The organism is Niallia sp. FSL K6-0212 (assembly GCF_038007605.1).
Taxonomy (GTDB): Bacteria; Bacillota; Bacilli; order Bacillales; family Cytobacillaceae; genus Niallia; species Niallia circulans.
This window is the reverse complement of the sequence record NZ_JBBOXL010000001.1, coordinates 545,738-565,819: the sequence shown is the minus strand read 5'-3', so window position 1 is coordinate 565,819 and position 20,082 is coordinate 545,738. Positions and strand designations below refer to the sequence as shown.

The window sequence follows — 20,082 nt, the reverse complement described above, 5'->3', positions numbered from 1 at the left end:
TATTTGTTTATCTAGCAATATATATTGAAAGGAGAAAATAGGTTGAAGAGGATAAGTATTAGTTTTCTACTGTTTGTTTTTATTATGCAAACAGTAATGAGCAGCATTCTTTTACCTTCATCAGTATTAGCAATAGAACTGGATGATAATCCGATAATAGATGTGAATCTATTGGATGAGCAAGGGAATGCTGTTAATCTAGCAAATAAAGTTACGTTAGACTCCAAACTGGATTTGAAATATCAATGGTCTCTTGCTGATATCGATGTATCAGAGGGTAAAGGATTATCATTTCAAATACCTTCAGAGCTAACAGTGACTGAAGAGAAGCAAGGACCTTTAGTAACAAGTGATAATCAATCAGTTGGAGAATATAGTATCACCACCCAAGGGATTGTCACTCTCCATATTAACGCAGAGGAAGAAACTACAGAGGCTTATAACGGATTGCTTTCTGTACCAGTAAAGCTAAATGCAGAAAAGATAAAGGGTGACGAGAAGTCTCTCTCTATTCCATTTACTTTAAGGGAAGGAAGTAAAGTTATTGAGGTTGGTTTAGAATCTATCCAAAGCCAAGAAGAAAAGGATAGCTCAGGTCAGGAGAAAGCTCCTGAAACAGAAGAAGCGTTAAAAGAAGAGCAACCTAGTGATAGTGGTCAACAAGAAAAGGATATAACTGATTTACCACTAGAAAATGAAAGAAAAGAAGTAAATATAAGGGAAATTAAAAGTTCAAATATAGAAGAGAACATCCTTGTAAAAGCAGAGCTTACTTACGAGGATGAGAATGGAAACAATCTAGAAAGGCCTAATAAGAACTCCTACATTGGTGTTGATTATACGTGGAAACTTCAAAATGGCCATGGTTATAAGGATGGGGCTACCTTCACGTTTACATTACCTGAGGAGCTAGAGGTTTATAATATAGTAGATAAAGAGGAAATACGATTCAATAATCAAGTTATTGGTCATTTTTCGGTAGCGGAAAATGGAACAGCAACTATTGTATTTAATGAATTTATTGAACAATATTCTAATATAGAAGGCACGCTTAAAGTATGGACAAAGTTAAGTGAAGAGCTTGTTGTCAATGAAGAAAAAACAGTCACTATTACACCTATTAAAGACAGTAACTCAATAAAGATTCCCATTGAATACACTCCGAATGGACCAACAGTGACAAAAAGCGGGCTCGCAAATAAAGCATATAATGCTAATAGCATTTCATGGACGGTTGATTTTAATAAATCTTTAGAAAATCTGGAGAATGTTGTTTTAAGTGATCCCATTCAAACAGGCCAAGAATTAAAAGCTGGTTCTATAAAATTATTTCATTTTAATACAAAATTGAATGGTCAAATGACGTTAGGGGATGAAGTAGATCCATCCTTATATGAAATAGGAAAAGCAGAGGATAACAAAGATTTCACTATTAAGTTTAAAAATACAATAGGAACAGCTTATCGATTAGTTTATGAAACTACTATTACAGATGAAAATCAGAAGAAATTTGATAATAAAGCCATCCTTCTTTCAAATAATAATCCGAAGGGTGAAGCAGCAGCATCTGTAAGTGTAAATAGAGGAAGTCATCTAGAGAAAAGTTCGACTGGCTATGATGCAGATAAGCAAAGCATTAGTTGGGAAATCAAATATAATTACAACGAAAAAGCAATTAAGAAGGATCAAGCTATTTTAAAAGATCTATTTACAAATAGTCAATCCTTAATGAAGGAATCATTGAAGATTTACAATGTCACAATAGATGAAGACGGCAAAGAAAGTGTGGGAGAAGAAATTCCCGCATCATCATACACGCTACAAGAAATAAACGAAGATAATAAAAATGGGTTCAAGTTAAGTTTTAACAACGATATCCAGACAGCTTACAAAATAGTATATCAGACTAAAGCGATTGACCGTGTATTTGAGGGAGAAACGATTAAAAATACAGTTATATCCCCCAATGAAACAAAAGAGGCTTCAAGGAATATTGGGCAGCGTATCTTATTTAAATCACATGGAACACCTAATTACAAAGATAAGAGTATTGACTGGACCATAACATTTAATCACGATCAGTATGAGATGAACAATGTTAATTTAGTAGATATATTTGTAAATGAAGGATTGACTTTAGACAAGGATAGTCTAGTTATAAAAAGTGGAGAAAACACATTAGAATTAGGCAAAGACTATACGCTTGCTGAAACAAGTGATGCAAAATTTTCCATTAAGCTTTTGCATCAGATCGATCACATGACGACTATAAAATACAAGACATTCTTCGACTATGAAAAACGACAAGACAAAACGCATAATTACCTTGAAAATAAGGGTGTATTGACATGGATTGATGAAAATGGTGAAGAAGCGGAAAAAGAAGTAGTATCTAGGTTTACTCCGGACAGTTTTACTCAATCCAATGGCTTTAAAAATGGGAATTATGATGCAATTACGAAAGAAATTACGTGGAACGTTGGAATTAATTATAATGAAAAGCTGCTGCGCAATGCGGTAGTAGAGGATTATATTTTAGGAAACCAGCGCTTAGTAGATGGGTCTATTGAAGTCTATAAAATGAACTTAACAGGTGGTTCCAATGGAACAGAGAAAGGGGAACTAGTTTCAAGTGATGACTATTCTATATCATACCCAAAAGATGAAAAGGAGAATAAAGGATTTAGAATTGAATTTAAAGAGGAAATTCAATCCGCCTATTATATTACCTATAAAACTAGTTTAAAAGATTTAGCGTTAGTAAATTCGAAATATGATAATAGGGCTAATTTATATGATGGTGGAACAAAGGAAACAGAATTATCTGCATCTGTAAGTATCCCGCATGGTGGTACATATATTACGAAGGATGGAACGCAATCCGGAAAGCTAATTGATTGGAAAGTAAATATCAATTTTGCCCAATCTCGAATCGTTGATGCGATAATTGAGGATATTCCTAGTCCAAACCAAATGTTATTAAAGGACTCTTTTCATCTTTACTCAACTAATGTAGATTCGAAAGGGAATGTAACAAGAGGGGAAGAGCTAGTTAGAGGAGAGGATTATTCTCTTCAACTAAAAGAAGAACCTAGTTCCTTTAAAATAGTATTTACAAAGGAAATTAATGAACCGTATATATTAGAATATCAGTCTTTTATTCAAGCGAATGTAAATGATACGGTTAGTAATGATGTCCATATTACGGGGAAACAAATTACTCCAGGTGACATTACTTCAACTAAGAAGGCGGTTATAGTCAAAAGAACAGCTGGTATGGGAGATGGAACTGGCGTACTTGCAAACTTGAAAGTTGTTAAAATCGCTGCAAGCAGTCAGGAAAAACTACAGGGAGCTACTTTTTCACTCGTTGATAAGCAGAGTGGCATTACATTAAAAACAGCGGTCACTGATGACAAGGGAGAAATCCTTTTTGACAAACTGCTTTTTGGTGATTATGTCTTAAAAGAAGATAAAGCACCAGAAGGATATTTAGCAGGCATTAATGGAGAACAAAATATAACAATTGAAAAAGAGAATAGCGAAATAACGATAAAGAACCAAAAAATAATCAAAGCCGTACAGTTAACGAAAGTGGATATGGCCTCAACAGATACTACATTGGCTGGAGCTACTTTTAAGTTGTTGAAGAAGGTTGACGATAAGTTTGTTGAATTAGAAACATTGACAACAGATGGGGAAGGCAAGGTATTTAGAGACAACCTAGAGCCTGGAGAATACCAGTTTATAGAAACGAAAGCACCTAATGGATATGAGCTTAATGAGGAACCGATAGCTTTTACTATTAAGGAAGATCAAACGAAGGCGATAGAACTAGTAGCAAAAAATAAAAAACTCGGTTCTGTAGAGTTAACGAAACTAGATATGGATGACAAGCAAACGCCGTTAGCGAAACAGATGAAAAAGGGCTCCTTTTTGTAGAAAATCTTAAACCTGGATCTTATCAGTTTATAGAAACTACAGCACCTGATTATTATAAGCTGGATTCTAAGCCCATTGACTTTACGATTGAAGATGGTAAAACAGATCCAGTTAAGGTAACAGCCTATAATGAGTTAGTTGAGGGTTCCGTTGAATTAACAAAAGTGAATCAGGCTGATTCAAAGGAAGCATTAGCAGGAGCAGAGTTTGAACTCCGCAATGAAGCAGGGGAACTAATTGCGGAAAAACTAGTAACAGATAAATCTGGTAAAATAACGGTTGATCAATTAAAACCAGGAAAATATCAGTTTATAGAGGTAAAAGCACCAGCTGATTTCCAATTAAATAGTGAACCAATCAGCTTTACGATTTCCAAGAGTAAGACAGCAGCTGATGCAGAACAAGTAAAAGTGACAGCAGCAAATACGTTGATCCCAGGCTCTGTTGAACTGACAAAAGTAGAGAAGGATGATCATTCGATTGTTTTAGCAGATGCTGTATTTGAGCTGCAAGACAAAGATGGAAATATAATCAAGTCTGATCTTATAACAGATGAAGAAGGAAAAATTTTAGTAGAAAATCTGGTACCAGGCACTTATCAATTCATCGAAAAACAGGCTCCTTTTGGATATGTATTGGAGAAGGAACCAGTTATTTTCGAGATAGAAAGAGGGCAAACGGAAGTACTATCCATTCAAGTTGAAAATGAATTAATTCTTGGAGCGGTTGAACTTCTTAAAGTAGATGCGGATAATGATATGATGCCATTAAAGGACGCTGAATTTGAATTACAAGATCAAGAAGGTAATAGCATCAAAAGCGGACTAATCACCAATGAAGAAGGAAAAATATTCATTGATGGCTTAAAACCAGGCAACTATCAATTCGTTGAAACAAAACCGCCATTTGGCTATAAAAAAGTGGAAAGCCCAATTAGTTTTGTTATTGTTAAAGGACAAGAAAAACCACTATTGAAGGTAGTAACGAATGAACTAACATTGGGTTCAGTCGAATTAACAAAAATAGATGCGGACAATCACAATCTGGTCTTAGAAGGAGCGGAGTTTGAACTTCAAGATAAGGAAGGAAAAACGCTGCAAGAGGGATTAAAGACAAATGAAGAAGGGAAAATTCGCATTGACGGCTTAAAACCAGGCAGCTATCAATTGGTTGAAACGAAAGCGCCAGTTTACTATCAATTAAATGAAAAGCCAATAATTTTTACAATCGAAAAAGGACAAGAGAGAGCATTGGAAGTGACTGCCGAGAATAGCCTTATTACTGGATCGGTAGAATTAACGAAATTAGATGCTGATCAACAAGATCAATATTTAAGTGAAGCCGAGTTTGTCCTTCAGGATGATAACGGTCATATCTTGTTCGAAAAATTGGTAACAAATAAAGAAGGAAAAATTGTAGTAGAAAATTTAAAACCAGGAAATTACCAGTTTGTAGAAGTGAAGGCGCTGAAAGATTATGTTTTAAATAAGAAACCCGTAGCTTTCACTATTTCTAAAAGCGAAACAGCCGCAGATGTAAAAGTAGTAACCGTTTCTGCATTTAACGAACTAACACCAGGTTCAGTTGAGCTGACGAAAGTAGATGCAGACGATGAGAATCTTGTTTTAGAAGGAGCGGAGTTTGAACTTCAAGATACGGAAGAAAAAACACTGCAAGAAGGATTAAAAACAGATAAAGATGGAAAAATCTACATCGATGGCTTAAAACCAGGGAAGTATCAACTAGTAGAGACGAAAGCACCAACTTACTATCAATTAAGCAAAAAACCAATTGTTTTCACCATTGAAAGAGGACAGACGAAAGCATTGGAAATAACAGCTGAAAATAGTTTAATCACTGGTTCAGTGGAGTTAACAAAAGTAGATGCAGATGATAAGAACCTTCGTTTAGAAAACGCTGAGTTTTCGCTGCAGGATATCGAAGGTAATACGATACTAGGTAACTTAAAAACAAATAAAGATGGAAAACTTCTAATTGAAGGGATAAAGCCAGGCAAGTATCAGCTGGTAGAGACGAAAGCGCCAGTTTATTATCAACTAAACAATAACCCAATTGTCTTTACGATTGAAAAAGGGCAAGAACAGTTATTGGAAGTAAAAGCTGAAAATAGCTTGATAACTGGTTCAGTAGAATTAACAAAAGTAGATGCAGACGATAAGAACCTTGTTTTAGAAGGAGCGGAGTTTGAACTTCAAGATACAGAAGGAAAAACACTGCAAGAAGGGTTAAAGACAGATGAGGATGGAAAGATCCGAATCGAAGGCTTAAAACCAGGGAAGTATCAATTGGTAGAAACGAAAGCACCTGCTGACTATCAGTTAAACGGCAATCCGATTGTCTTCACGATTGAAAAAGGACAAGCGAAGCCATTGGAAGTAGTAGCGGAGAATAGCTTAATACCAGGTTCAGTAGAATTAACAAAAGTAGATGCGGACAATAAGAATCTTGTCCTAGAAGGGGCAGAATTTTCACTTCAAGATACAGAAGGGAAAGTACTGCAAGAAGGGTTAAAGACAGATAAGGATGGAAAAATCCGAATCGAAGGCTTAAAACCAGGGAAGTATCAATTGGTAGAAACGAAAGCACCAGCATACTACCAGTTAAACAGTGATCCGATTGTCTTCACAATTGAAAAAGGACAAGAAAAACAATTAGAAATAACGGCCGAGAACAGTTTAATTACTAGTTCAGTAGAATTAACGAAGGTAGATGCTGATCAACAAGAGCAATATCTGAGTGGGGCTGAGTTTGTCCTTCAAGATGATAAAGGCAATATCCTGTTTGAGAAATTAGTAACAAATGAATCAGGTAAAATCCTAGTTGAAAATTTAAAACCAGGAAATTATCAGTTTGTAGAAGTAAAGGCACCAAAAAATTATAATTTAAATAAAAAGCCTGTTCCTTTTACAATCTCAAAAAGCAGTACAGCAGCAGAAGTAAAGAAAGTGACAGTTATAGCAACAAATGAATTAACACCAGGAGCAGTAGAGTTAACAAAAGTAGATGCAGATAAGAACGATCTTGTTATTGGAGGAGCAGAGTTTGCGCTTCAAGATATGGAAGGGAAAAACCTTCTAGAAGGGTTAATAACAGATAAGGATGGGAAAATCCACATCGATGGCTTAAAGCCAGGGAAGTATCAATTGGTGGAAACGAAAGCACCAGCTTACTATCAGTTAAACAGCGATCCGATTGTCTTCACGATTGAAAAAGGGCAAGGGAAGACATTGGAAGTGAAGGCCGAGAATAGCTTAATACCTGGTTCGGTGGAACTAACAAAAGTGGATGCCGATCAACAAAACTTACCATTAAGTAATGCGGAATTTGTGCTGAAAGATAGCCAAGGGAATGTTTTAATCGAAGGCTTAGTGACAAATAAAGCAGGTAAAATTCTGGTAGAAAATTTAAAACCAGGTGATTATCAGTTTGTGGAAGTGAAAGCGCCGAAAAACTATGATTTAAATAAGCAGCCAATCCCTTTTACTATCTCCAAGAGTAAAACATTAGCTGATGTAAAAATGGTACCAATCACAGCAACTAATGAATTAACAGCAGGAGCAGTGAAATTAACAAAAGTAGATGCAGATGACAAAAACCTTGTCTTAGAAGGGGCGGAGTTTGAACTTCAAGATACAGAAGGGAAAGTACTCCAAGAAAGCTTAAAGACTGATGAGGATGGAAAAATCCTTATCGAAGGTTTAAAACCAGGGAAGTATCAATTGGTAGAAACGAAAGCACCAGCTTACTATCAATTGAACAGTGAGCCGATTACCTTTACCATTGAAAAAGGGCAAGCAAAAGCATTGGAAGTAGTAGCCGAGAATAGCTTAATACCAGGTTCGGTAGAATTAACGAAAGTTGATGCAGATGACAAAAACCTTGTCTTAGAAGGAGCGGAGTTTGTTCTTCAAGATATAGAAGGGAAAGTACTCCAAGAAGGCTTAAAGACAGATAAGGATGGAAAAATCCGCATCGAAGGCTTAAAACCAGGGAAGTATCAAATGGTAGAAACGAAAGCACCAGCTTACTACCAGTTAAATAGTGATCCGATTGACTTCACTATCGAAAAAGGACAGGCGAAGACATTAGAACTTATGGTCACTAATAAGTTAATACTGGGAAGTGCAATAGTGAAGAAGGTGGACGAGAAAACAAATCAACCATTAGAAAATGCACATTTCAAGTTAACTGATAAACAAGGTAATATCATCATGGAAGAGGGAATTAGCGGGAGAGATGGCAGTTTAGAATTAATAGATTTATTGCCTGGTGAATATCTCTTATTTGAAACGAAAGCACCTAATGGCTATAAGAAGTTATCAGAGCCAATCATGTTTGAAATTACCAAAGGGCAGCAAGAACCAATTGTTGTTAAAGTAGCAAACGAAAAGATAGTTTCCGGAGAACAGAAACCAACGAAAGAGTCTGACGATGAGAGTGGTACTAAAGGGGAAGATTCTTCTGGTTCGAAAAATAACCCTGGAAAGACGCTTCCTGATACAGCAACAAGTTACTTCAATTACATTTTAGCAGGAGTGCTCTTAATAGGTTTTTCTGTTTTAATTAGAATTAGAAAAAGAGGAAATTAAGAAACAGAAATCTACTATCTTCAACGTAAGCTAATAATAGAGAAAGCAGCTGAATTGTCAGCTGCTTTTTTTAGTGTGCTAGAGATAGCAACCATCTAGTCGATGTAAGTTCTCTTTAGTGGGATTCCTTCTGTGCTATTTTCCCGACACTCGATTTCATAGGAGTAATTAATACCCATTAATTACTTTTATAAAGATATATCCTCTTATTCGTTTTAATAGGTCTTTAGAGGGAATCGGTAGAATGTCCCTTAATAGGAAGCTATTTTTGCTTTGGATAGTCGAACATTACTAAAAGCGATTCCTCCTAATATTAAGGCAACACCGATCCATTGCAGCATGCCAACCTGTTCTCCTAAAACGAGTGCAGACATCGAGACAGCTACAGGAAGCTCAGAAGCTGTTAAGATAGTGCCAAGTCCCGGTCCAATTTGTGGCATTCCAATAGAATAGAGCAGAGGCGGAAGAACTGCACCGAAAACTCCAAGCAGCAATCCATATGGTGCTACCCCTATTAACGTAGAGAAATCCATTAAATAAACCGGTGGAAATACTAGAAAAACAACGAATAAGCCACCTACGGAAAGAAGGCCGCTCTTTAGGAGAGGAGCAGTGTTCTTTCCGACAGATCCGCTAAGAAAAATAAAAGTAGCAAAGGTGAAGGCAGAAAGTAATCCCCAACCGGCACCTTGCCAGGAAATATCCATGCCCCCTTCTAAAGAAATGCCTCCTGCGAGAACAGAGCCGAATAGAAGAATAATAATCGAGATGACCTTCTCCTTTGTAGGCTTTTTCTTATAAATAACCATTTCGAAAAGCGTGCCAATCCAAACAAATTGAAACAGTAAAATAATTGCAAGGGAAGCATTTATTGTTTGTAAGGATTGATAATAGAAAATTCCTGTCATCCCAAACGGAATACCAGATAATAAGAGTTTAATAGCTTGCATGAACGTTACTTTATATTTCTTTGTAAGTAATACAAGAATCCATGTAATGGCTGTACCAAATAAATATTGTGCACCTGTTACTTCAGCTGCCGAAAATCCAGCAGCATAGGCAAGTTTAACAAATGTAGACAAAATTCCGTAACAGCAGCCACCTAAAAAAACGATTAAAGCATAATTCCATTTTGCCAAAATAAATTTCCTCCTTTTCAACATAAAAAGCCACACAATTGTCAAAAGACAATCGTGTGGCGAAAATAGAGTTTCCTCTAGAAAAATCCACGTCCTACATCAGGTTTTATTATTACATTCCTCATTTATTATAAGAACAAGCCTGCTCGTTGTCAAAGGGTTAGAAAGAGAAAAAGAGGATAAGTTCTAGCGTGGGCATTTAACTAAGGATAAAAACAAGAAACATGTTAAGAGAAAAATTCAAAATAATCTTTTTTAGCTAAAAAGGGAAACGGAAGAACTTCTCTTGCTTCCCTTTATGAAATGTATGTGAATTAGTACACAAATAAGGTTTTTTCGAATCTATGTGGAGTACAATAAGGGGAGAAAAAGAATTTGAGGAGTGAATTGAAATGTGTTCTGATGATCAAGCGTTTTCAGGTGTTGATGGAATTGTAAATGAGCTTCATGTAAATCAGGTACAGAATACTAATTTCTATGGAGCGGGAGGGGATTATTCAAATGGGATACATCTGCAAGTGCAGCTAAGTTCCAAGCAATATTCAAATCTATTAAAATACGGATACTCAGGTAAAAAGAACAATGTCTATTTCGCAGTAAGATCGAATAATCATGTCCATCTCTATGCGGCTTCTACAGAAGATATTAACAAACTTTTAGAAGTGATCAGTAATTAAGGGAAGCAGAAGGAGGGTTCTAGTGAGATCATCCGACTCATAAGAACCGTCCTTTTATGTACCAATCTGATATATCTTTCTTGGTCTTCCTCTTGTAAGAGGAACTTCTTCGCCGATTATTTTGGCTAGTCCTTGTTCTTTTAAATTTGTCAGTATTCTTCTAGCATTTCTTGGTGTCATTTTGAGCCATTCAGCTACGTCTGATGCAGTTATTGCATGTTTTCCAGTATTTTTTTGGATAGAGATCAATTTGTTATAGGTGCTAATAGTCACTCCTGCTTTTTTGAGTTTATTGCTAAGCTCTTCATCTGTCACCCTGTAATTAAATCCTATGGTTTGATTTTGCTGAAGTGGACCAGTAATATTTCCTATATCATCGACAAGAAAACCGGTATAGGTTCCATATGCCTCTGCATGTTCCAGTGCTAGAATGGCGTTTTTCTCCGCAATCATGGCGGTATCCCCATAACCAATTCCGACATTTGCTTTAGAATCTGTAAGCAGCTCTATCTGAGAAAGAAGGGAAATTCCTTGTTGACCGTTTCTTTCAATCGAGCCCCTTGTCGAGAAAATAATAAAGCTGCCGATACCTGTCGTAATAAAAGACCCTGAAACAGATTCAGCAAAATCTAATACGGAATTTTGGATTTTTAAATTTAATCGATGTAAATCATAGGAAATCGAATCCTTTGCAGCTGTATCCATCATTTCCCCAATTTTTATCATCATGACTGCAATTTGGGAATTACGGAAATGGAGCTTTTCCCATTTTTCAAACCCTTCGCTAATCGTTTGTTTAATATTCTCTTTTGTGGCAGTCACTCGATAGACAGGAATATTCAGCGAAACAAGCTTGTCATAAACGGAGCGAAGGGAGGTGATGCAAATATCTACTTTCCTATTCCGAAAGAGATTAGTATGATATTCAACAATGTCATTGGTTGAGAGTCCGACATTATGTAATAAATGTAATTGGTCTAAAGGAATATGGTTTTCCTGATAAAGGTCGATAAATTGCTGTTTAAAAAAACTATCGATACTAATTTTTTCAATGTTTTTTCCATCCTTATAAAGAATATTTAATAGGATGATGGCAATAGCGCCTTGATTAAACCGTGGATAAAAAAATAATTGCTGCTGGTGAAATTTTTTCGTCAAATGGTAAGGGGTATATCCTGTACATATCCAAAAATCAACAAATTGCTGCTTTTGTTCTACAATTGCTACCGAGTCACTTGGTTCGTTATAAATACATGGAATAACTTCTAGAGTGGGCTGGAATTCTTTAGCGATATTCATTATTTTCTGGACCGAGTCTTTTGGGCCGAGCAGCCCAGCTTTTGCTTTCATGATTGCATTGCCTCCGACTATTTTTTCCTCGAGTATACTATAGGAAATAAATAATGAGCAAACTGAATTTCCGTAATAATTCTGTAATAATTGGAGAGAAAAATTATGTCAGATAATCTTACAGGGTTTTTAACATGTGTTATTGACTTTGATATTTTGTCTCTCTATACTTTAATTTAAGGGTTAATTAAGGAAATATTCCGAATTTAACAAAAGAATAAAGGGGGAGGAAAAATGCAAGATATCATTACATTTGCGGCGACTGGTGATTCCTTTATCACACGTAAGCTTCCAGTCAAAACTGCATCCTATAAAGAAATTGCTGGAATTATTAATCAAGCTGATTTTCGATTTACGAATTTAGAAGTCACACTTCATCATAATGAAGGTATTCCCGGAGCAGAAAGTGGAGGTACTTGGGCGATGGGGTCTCCAGAACTTCTGTCTGATTTAAAGAATTATGGATTTAATACCCTTGCATGGGCGAATAATCATACCTTGGATTATTCTATTGATGGATTGAAAGCGACAGAAAAATACTTAAATAAGTCAGGCTTTGTACATGCAGGTGCTGGACAGAATTTGGCCTATGCGAGTGAACCCAGATATCTAGAGACAGATCCTGGCAGAGTTGCCTTAATATCAGCCACATCCACCTTTCATGAGTCATGGGTAGCAGGAGAGCAACGCCCAGATATGATGGGAAGACCTGGCATTAATCCACTACGTTATAAAACCACCCACCAGATTACACCTGAAAATATGAATACTTTAAAGCAAATAGCCTCAACCACTTATATAAATGCAGCTCAAGAATTATCCATTAAAGAAGGCTTTCTTTTAAGAAGAACCGATGAGATTTTTTCTTTTGGAGACTACTTATTCGAAGAAAGCAAAGAAGAAGGACAAACGACTACACCGGATGAAAGAGATATGGAACGGATCATAAGAAGTATTAAACAGGCCAAAAGACAAGCTCGCTATATTATTGTAAGTATTCATGCTCACGAAATGAGAAAAGGAGATAAGGAACTACCTGCTCAGTTTTTGGAGAAGTTTGCTCGAAGATGCATTGATGAAGGAGCACATGCTGTCATTGGTCACGGTCCGCATGTATTAAGAGGAATAGAAATTTATAAAAATCGTCCGATATTTTACAGCTTAGGTAATTTTATTTTTCAAAATGACACTGTACCTTATTTACCAACAGACTTTTATGAAAAGTATCAATTAAGTCATACGGATAATGTCGCAGATGCACTAGATAAAAGAAGTAAAAATAACACAATTGGGTTTGGGACAAATCATAAAATTTGGGAATCGGTTATTCCAGTTTGGACAATGGAAAAAGGTGAATTATCAGAACTAAAGCTCTACCCAGTGGAATTAGGCTATGGGAAGAAAAGATATGAAAGAGGCTGGCCGGTTCTATCCGATAATCAGGACATATTGCAAAGACTTGCTAAACTTTCTGAGCCATATGGTACGCAAATCAATCTAGAAGGAAATATAGGGATCATTCGTTTAAAAGAGCATACAACCGCAATTTGAAAAGACAGAATATTTTTAAAATAGAGGAAAAAGCTTTTAAGTTCTTAATAAGGAGTGTATTTCAATATAAGATGTCCATTTAGAATGGATCGATGTAAGCAGGAAGTGCCTTCGGAAATTACAAATTAACGATAAACATGTTGTTGCTTTTCATTTATATGATTGATTAAAAAGTGAGAGAGGAGTGCAGATTTCATGACAAATGTTGAGCAGAAAACAGAGGGGGTTACCAAGAAGGTGGGGCAAGTATATAAACTACTTGCTGAGAATGAGCAAGTCCAAAAAGCACTAGAGTTTTTAGAAGAGGATAATGAAGCAACAACTGAGGAACAAATTGAACTGACGGAAATAGAGGCACCAACTTTTGAAGAAAAGGAAAAAGGAGAATGGTATAAAAAGAGATTAGAAGCGTTAGGTGTTAGGGAAGTAACTACAGATGAAGTAGGAAATGTTTTTGGTGTGCTGCCAGGAAGCGGGAAAGGTCCTTCCTTAGTTGTTTGTGCTCATTTAGATACCGTGTTTCCAAGAGGGACAAATGTAAAGGCAGTCCGCAAAAACGGATTAATTTATGCTCCGGGGATTTGTGATGATGGAAGAGGGTTAGCTGTTGTTTTAACCATTATTCGAGCGCTTGCTGTGGCGGGGATAAAGACAGAAGGGGATCTTATTATTGGTGCCACAGTGGGGGAAGAAGGACTGGGAGATTTAAGAGGGGTGAAATCATTATTTGAAAGTCGTCAAGATATAGATGGTTTTATCTCGATTGAGCCTGGGGATCCAAGTCGTATCACTTATTTAGGCACAGGAAGCAAAAGATTTAATGTTTTATTTAAAGGACCTGGTGGGCATAGCTTTGGGAATTTCGGTATTCCAAGTCCCATTCATGCATTAGGGCGAGCAATTGCCAAAATTTCTGACCTAGCGACACCTATTGAACCAAAGACGACGTTTAATGTAGGCATGATAAAGGGAGGAACATCTGTTAATACGATTGCGGAAACAGCGGAAATGCTAGTTGATTTACGTTCGAATTCACAAGAAGAACTTGAAATAATCGAAAGTAAATTTTTACATTTGATGGAGCAAGCAAAAGAAGAAGAAAATGCTCGCTGGAATGTGGAAGCACAAGTTAGTCTTCAGATAGAAAAGGTAGGTGATCGTCCAGCGGGATCACAAGATAAAAATAGTGTCATTGTGCAAGCTGCTCAATGTGCGACAGCAGCGCTAGGGTTTGAACCGATTCTAGATCAGGCGAGTAGCACTGATTCGAACGTTCCTATTCATTTAGGGATTCCAGCCTTAACGCTCGGCGGCGGTGGGGAAGGTGGAGGATTCCATACATTGCAGGAATATTATAACCCTGCCGGCGCTTATACTGGGGCACAAAAAATATTATTAACAATTCTCGGCTTAGTTGGATTAGAACAGGTTACCGCTCCACTATTGGAGAAAGGTAAATAAAATCTTAAATGGCTGCTTAACTTTGGTAAGCAGCCAAGTGTAGCTAATCGAGGTATTAAAGAAACGGCTGAAGTAGTGGCAAGATCCATTTGAAAGGCTTAGGAGCAGATGGAGAATTAGTCGCAATAGAAGAAAATCCGATTGATCAATAATGGGGAAGTGACTCTTTTTCGTCAAAAATTCGTTACGGTATGCAAGAGGGATCGCTAATAATAAAAGGGCTCTTCTTGATAGAATGGTGCTATGCATACATATTAAGCAGTAGTTGAAGAACTATCGATTAATCTGATTTTTTTTAGTACTTTTAATAAGTAAAGTTTTTTTGTTAATATTATGATGAATATAAATATTAGGATTTTAAAATAAATGCTTTAGAAAGGGAAAGCATGTTGAAGAAAAAAGTAGTTTTGATATTTGCTTTAGTAATTCTGTTAATAGGAGGCTGCTATTATTTATTTATCTATTTTCCTTATCAATCTTCCAAAGATTTTTTCGGCTTCCCCGTTCCTAGAAATGCTGAAATAATTAGAGGAAATGAAACGACAAAAACTTATAAATGGTCAAGCGCATCAGAAGAACATGGTATTCCCTTTGGATATGCAAAAGCCATACAATCATATGGTTGGAAAAAGGGAGAACAAGAGGGAGCTTTGGTTTATTATAGCAACGGAGAGCATCAAATCATATTGATTTCTTTAACAGAAATAATAAGCATCGAAAAAGTAAAGTAAGAAAATAAAGGAAAAGTGAAATGGAGAAAAAGAGCTATTCTAAATGGAGTTGTGGCTTTTTTGGGAGTTAAAATATATAAGTCTAACCGACGGCATAGGTGGAAAAAATACAAGAATCGACTATAAAATATTTTTCCAAATAAATGAAACTAATTAGCTCTTTAAAACGTATTCTTAAGTAGCAATTGTTAAACAATAGATGTGGAGGTGTAAAAATGATATTTTTATGGCTATTTGCCCCAGTGGTAATTGTGGTGGGACTTGTACTATTTTTCGCAAAGAAATCTGGAATGACTGCACCTGACGAAAATAAACAAGCAGATAAATTAGGAGAAATAGTCCATTATAATCGAGTTAATTCAAGTAGTGGTCCAGGAGGAAATAGTTGAATAAATGAGAGTAGAAGAAGCAAAAGGACAGTTCTTGTGAGAATTTATAATAATCACAAGAACCGTCCTTTTTGTGAAGTGGAGGGCGGGGAGTACTAGAACCGTCCCTCCGAGGTCATTACTTAATCACGACATATTCTAAATTAACTAGTTTTGCATAGGTGATAATTTGATCGGTTGTTAGGTTTAGAGAAACGACTGTATGGTGGCCGCCACCGTTTTCGATCCATGCCTTTACGCCGTCTTGAAAATTTGGTTTGATATTCCATAATACCCGAGCTACTGGAAGATTTGGGGCTGGAACGGTTGGTTCGAATGCGGATACTTCATTGATTAAAAGCTTGTAATGAGTACCGAAGTCAGCCATGGAAACAACAACTCCATCTCCTGCTTTTCCATCAAATACTAATCGAGCTGGATCCTCGCGATTGCCAATCCCTAATGGAGATACAATAATTTTCGGTTTATTGCTTGCTAAAGTTGGATCGACTTCGAGCATATGTGATTGAAGTGCGGCTTCTTGACCAACTGCTAATTCATAGGTGTAATCCTCCATAAAGCCTGTTGACTCGTTATGGCTCATTACTTTTAGAAGGCGATCAAGTGCAGCGGTTTTCCAATCGCCTTCGCCGGCGAATCCATAGCCTTGCGCCATTAAACGCTGGACAGCAAGACCAGGGAGCTGTTTCATGCCATATAAATCCTCAAAGTTTGTGGTAAAAGCGTTGTATCCACCTTCATCAAGGAAGCGTTTAATGGCAATTTCATAGCTTGCCTGCACTTTTACGCTAGCTTCCCAATCTTCCTTATTATAGCTTCCGTAGTCAAAGTCATATAGTTCTTCATATTGTGCAAATAAATCATTTATTTCATTTTCGTTTACTTCATTTACATATTGAACAAGGTCGCCGATTCCAAAATAATCAACGGTCCAGCCAAATTGTATTTGTGCTTCGATTTTATCTCCTTCTGTCACCCCGACATTACGCATGTTGTCGCCAAATCGCGCAACCTTAATTTGAAAGCTTTCGTTATAAGCGACAGCTACGTCCATCCAATCAGCAATTTGCTGCTGTACTTTTGCGCGCTGCCAGTGGCCAACCACTACTTTATTTTGTTTTTTCAAACGTGCATTAATGAAACCGTACTCTCGGTCCCCATGAGCTGCTTGATTTAGATTCATAAAGTCCATATCAATTGTATCCCATGGAATGCTTTCATTGTATTGTGTTGCTAAATGAAGCAAGGGCTTTTGTAATAGCTTGGTGCCGCGAATCCACATTTTCGCAGGGGAGAAAGTGTGCATCCAGGTGATAACACCAGCTACTTCATCTCGGTAGTTAACTTCTTTCATCATCTTTGTAATGGTATCTGCGCTCACTGCTAAATCTTGCAAAACAAGCGGATAAGGGAGCAGACCACTTTCATTTAAAGTGTCTGTCATTGTTTGTGCATGGGCTTTGACTTCCTTTAACGCTTCTTCGCCGTATAGATGCTGGGATCCTACAACAAACCAAAATACTTTATTAGTTGACATGCTATTTCCCTCTTTCTAATAATAGTTTAGTAGCTTAATATTACTTTTGACCATAATAAGCATTCTTTCCATGCTTTCGTAAATAGTGTTTATCCAAAATACGCTGCGGCAATTCTTTGGAAAAATGGTTTAATTCTCTTGTAAATAAATTCATCTTGGCCACTTCATCCAACACGACACTGTTCATAACAGCTGATTTAGCATCTTTTCCCCAAGTGAAGGGACCATGACCATGCAGCAAAACGCCAGGGATTGCTAAGATGTCTAATCCCCGTTCTTCGAAAGTTTCAATGATTACTTTACCAGTCTCTGCTTCATAACCACGATCAATTTCTTCTTGTGTTAAAAAGCGAGCACATGGTACAGCACCATAAAAAGTATCAGCGTGTGTAGTTCCCAGAGCGGGAAGATCAAGTCCTGACTGAGCCCAAATGGTTGCCCAAGTGGAATGAGTATGGACAATTCCGCCGATTTCTTGATAATGTTTATAAAGAACAGCGTGAGTAGCTGTGTCAGAGGAGGGATTCAACGTTCCTTCTACAACATTTCCCTCTAAATCTATTACGACCATATCGCTTGGCTGCATTGTTTCATAATCAACCCCGCTAGGTTTAATCACGAATAAACCACTTTCGCGATCAATGGCGCTGGCGTTTCCCCATGTGTATTTCACGAGTCCCTGCTTAGGTAATTCCAAATTTGCGAGAAAAACTTCCTCTTTCAGCTTTTCTAACATGTAAATCCCTCCAATTATCCTTTAGAGAATCAAATTTTCGATTGCAGCTTTTTCGATTGCTAGCCCTTTTTTATAGCGTTCGATAAATTCTTCAAAGCCTTCTACGTCAAAGCGGTCTGGATAAATCGTCTGTTTATCTACCTCTTTAAATACTCTTTTGTCGAGATAATCTTCTAAACTATCATGCTCGTTATTATTTAACATATAAGAAGCGAGAATAGCGATTCCCCATGCGCCGCCATCTCCAGCAGTATCCATGACAGAGACAGATGTGTTCATTGCAGCTGCCACAATTTTTTGTCCCACGACAGGCGTTTTGAATAAACCGCCATGTCCTAAGATGCTGTCTATGGTAACATTTTCTTGTTTGGTCAAAATATCCATTCCGATTTTTAAAGCTCCAAAGGCCGTAAAGAGATGGGTTCTCATAAAGTTTGCTAAATTAAAATTGCTCTCTGGCGAACGGACGAATAAGGGACGGCCACTTTCTAAACCAGTGATATTTTCACCTGAAAAATAGCCGTAGCTTAGCAATCCGCCACCATCTGCATCCGCTTTCAAAGAAGTGTTTAATAAAACATGGAACAATTTGTCCATTTCTACCTTTTGTCCCATTGCTTCTGAAAATTCGCGGAATAGGCGCATCCAGGCATTTAAATCACTCGTACAGTTATTGGCATGGACCATTGCAACTGGAGATCCATCTGGAGTTGTGACAATATCAATTTCTGGGTGAACGGCTGAAAGGTCTTTTTCTAATACAATCATGGCAAAAACAGAAGTTCCAACGGAGACGTTTCCAGTCCGTTTCTTCACGCTGTTGGTTGCAACCATCCCTGTACCGGCATCTCCTTCTGGAGGACATAGGGGAATACCTGGTTGTAAATTCCGTGAACGATCCAGAATTTTTGCGCCGATTTCTGTTAATTTTCCGGCTTGTTCTCCGGCTATAGCGACTTTTGGAAGGATATCCTTCAGTTTCCAAGGGTATTCTTTTGCAGCAATTAATGCATCGAATTGTTCTATCTTTGATTCATTATAATCTTGCGTTGTTTCATCAATTGGGAACATACCGGAAGCATCGCCAATGCCGATGACCTTTTGACCAGTTAATAACCAATGAATATATCCAGATAAAGTAGTAATATGGTCGATACGCGGGATATGCTGTTCATTATTCCAGATAGCTTGGTAAAGATGTGCAATACTCCATCTTTCTGGAATATTGAATTGGAATACATCAGTTAATTTTTTTGCAGCAGTACTTGTGGTAGTATTGCGCCAAGTTCGAAATGGAACAAGTAGTTCACCAGTATGATCAAAGGCTAAATAGCCATGCATCATCGCAGAAAACCCGATCGAACCAACTGTGCGAATAGTTACCCCATAATTTCGTTCAACCTCTTGTTTCATTTCACTATAAGCTGTTTGTAAACCAGTAATAATGTCCACTAAATTGTACGTCCAAAAACCATCTTCTAAAAGATTCTCCCACTCATAACTTCCAGTTGCGATGGTTTCAAAACGGTTGTTAATTAAGACAGCTTTGATTCGCGTGGAACCGAATTCAATTCCAAGTGAGGTTGCCCCCTCAACAATATCTTGTTTGGTATTTGCTCGATTATTTTTCATATATTCCCTCCTTGACAGCGGTTTCGTAATCAGTGGAGATAATGGTGTTTATTAATATCATTTTTATACCTATACTTTATAATGTGTACGTACATTTGTCAAATGTATTTATAGATGTTCATACAAATAAAAAGAATTATGAATAGCCTTATTACTATTACTACTAGCCTGAATATAAATTTATGTATATTCGTATAAAAAATTGTCGGAAAAGTAAAATGGCATTAGCTGTGTTTAATTTGTATGCACTAATATGCATTGTTTTGTTTCTGTAGCAGTTATGCTAAAATATGACCATACAAATACCAGATCGTCATTACATTGAAG

The 20,082-nt window shown here is 37.0% G+C and carries 12 protein-coding genes and 1 pseudogene; 8 read left to right on the top strand and 5 right to left on the bottom strand.

From position 1 onward, the window contains the following. The first annotated feature begins 42 nt into the window (after positions 1–42). The 3 genes and pseudogenes from MHH96_RS02480 to MHH96_RS25585 all read left to right on the top strand — a co-directional run bounded on the left by MHH96_RS02480 (position 43) and on the right by MHH96_RS25585 (position 8,552). On the top strand, positions 43–3,942 hold the full coding sequence (locus MHH96_RS02480) for a collagen binding domain-containing protein (RefSeq protein WP_341116560.1): 3,900 nt from the start codon (positions 43–45) through the stop codon (positions 3,940–3,942). A gap of 26 nt (positions 3,943–3,968) precedes the next feature. Further along, positions 3,969–7,472, top strand: a pseudogene (locus tag MHH96_RS02475) (SpaA isopeptide-forming pilin-related protein); the annotation flags it as partial. A gap of 9 nt (positions 7,473–7,481) precedes the next feature. Continuing rightward, positions 7,482–8,552: an MSCRAMM family protein gene (locus tag MHH96_RS25585; protein WP_445669003.1), complete on the top strand. Its 1,071-nt coding sequence runs from the start codon at positions 7,482–7,484 to the stop codon at positions 8,550–8,552. 251 nt (positions 8,553–8,803) lie between these two features. On the opposite strand, the gene MHH96_RS02470 is transcribed toward MHH96_RS25585, so the two are convergent. Next, entirely contained in the window at positions 8,804–9,691 is an 888-nt protein-coding gene (locus tag MHH96_RS02470) for an EamA family transporter (protein ID WP_095259256.1), read from the bottom strand. Between the two features lie 392 nt (positions 9,692–10,083). Here MHH96_RS02470 and MHH96_RS02465 point away from each other — a divergent pair, with 392 nt between their 5' ends. Further along, complete coding sequence (locus tag MHH96_RS02465) at positions 10,084–10,368, top strand: hypothetical protein (RefSeq protein WP_047942107.1); 285 nt, start codon at positions 10,084–10,086, stop codon at positions 10,366–10,368. Between the two features lie 54 nt (positions 10,369–10,422). Here the strand turns inward: MHH96_RS02465 and MHH96_RS02460 are convergent, their stop codons facing one another. Beyond that, entirely contained in the window at positions 10,423–11,718 is a 1,296-nt protein-coding gene (locus MHH96_RS02460) for a hypothetical protein (protein WP_047942108.1), read from the bottom strand. 234 nt (positions 11,719–11,952) lie between these two features. Between MHH96_RS02460 and MHH96_RS02455 the strand changes: the two genes are divergently transcribed. The 4 genes from MHH96_RS02455 to MHH96_RS02440 all read left to right on the top strand — a co-directional run bounded on the left by MHH96_RS02455 (position 11,953) and on the right by MHH96_RS02440 (position 15,850). After that, complete coding sequence (locus tag MHH96_RS02455) at positions 11,953–13,269, top strand: CapA family protein (RefSeq protein WP_047942109.1); 1,317 nt, start codon at positions 11,953–11,955, stop codon at positions 13,267–13,269. 195 nt (positions 13,270–13,464) lie between these two features. After that, positions 13,465–14,730, top strand: a complete 1,266-nt coding sequence (locus MHH96_RS02450; protein WP_061798170.1) for a M20/M25/M40 family metallo-hydrolase — start codon at positions 13,465–13,467, stop codon at positions 14,728–14,730. 386 nt (positions 14,731–15,116) lie between these two features. Continuing rightward, a complete protein-coding gene (locus tag MHH96_RS02445) occupies positions 15,117–15,461 on the top strand; it encodes a hypothetical protein (RefSeq protein ID WP_095259257.1) in 345 nt (114 codons plus the stop codon). Positions 15,462–15,676: 215 nt separating this feature from the next. Continuing rightward, positions 15,677–15,850, top strand: coding sequence for a hypothetical protein (locus MHH96_RS02440; RefSeq protein WP_156485407.1), 174 nt, complete (start codon positions 15,677–15,679; stop codon positions 15,848–15,850). Between the two features lie 118 nt (positions 15,851–15,968). On the opposite strand, the gene araA is transcribed toward MHH96_RS02440, so the two are convergent. Genes araA through MHH96_RS02425 form a run of 3 tightly spaced genes read right to left on the bottom strand, consistent with a single transcriptional unit; the run spans position 15,969 to position 19,755 of the window. After that, positions 15,969–17,387: an L-arabinose isomerase gene (gene araA / locus MHH96_RS02435; RefSeq protein ID WP_047942115.1), complete on the bottom strand. Its 1,419-nt coding sequence runs from the start codon at positions 17,385–17,387 to the stop codon at positions 15,969–15,971. Positions 17,388–17,427: 40 nt separating this feature from the next. Beyond that, positions 17,428–18,123, bottom strand: coding sequence for an L-ribulose-5-phosphate 4-epimerase (locus MHH96_RS02430; RefSeq protein ID WP_047942116.1), 696 nt, complete (start codon positions 18,121–18,123; stop codon positions 17,428–17,430). A 21-nt stretch (positions 18,124–18,144) separates the two neighbouring features. After that, entirely contained in the window at positions 18,145–19,755 is a 1,611-nt protein-coding gene (locus MHH96_RS02425; protein WP_341116559.1) for a xylulokinase, read from the bottom strand. Between the last annotated feature and the right edge of the window lie 327 nt (positions 19,756–20,082).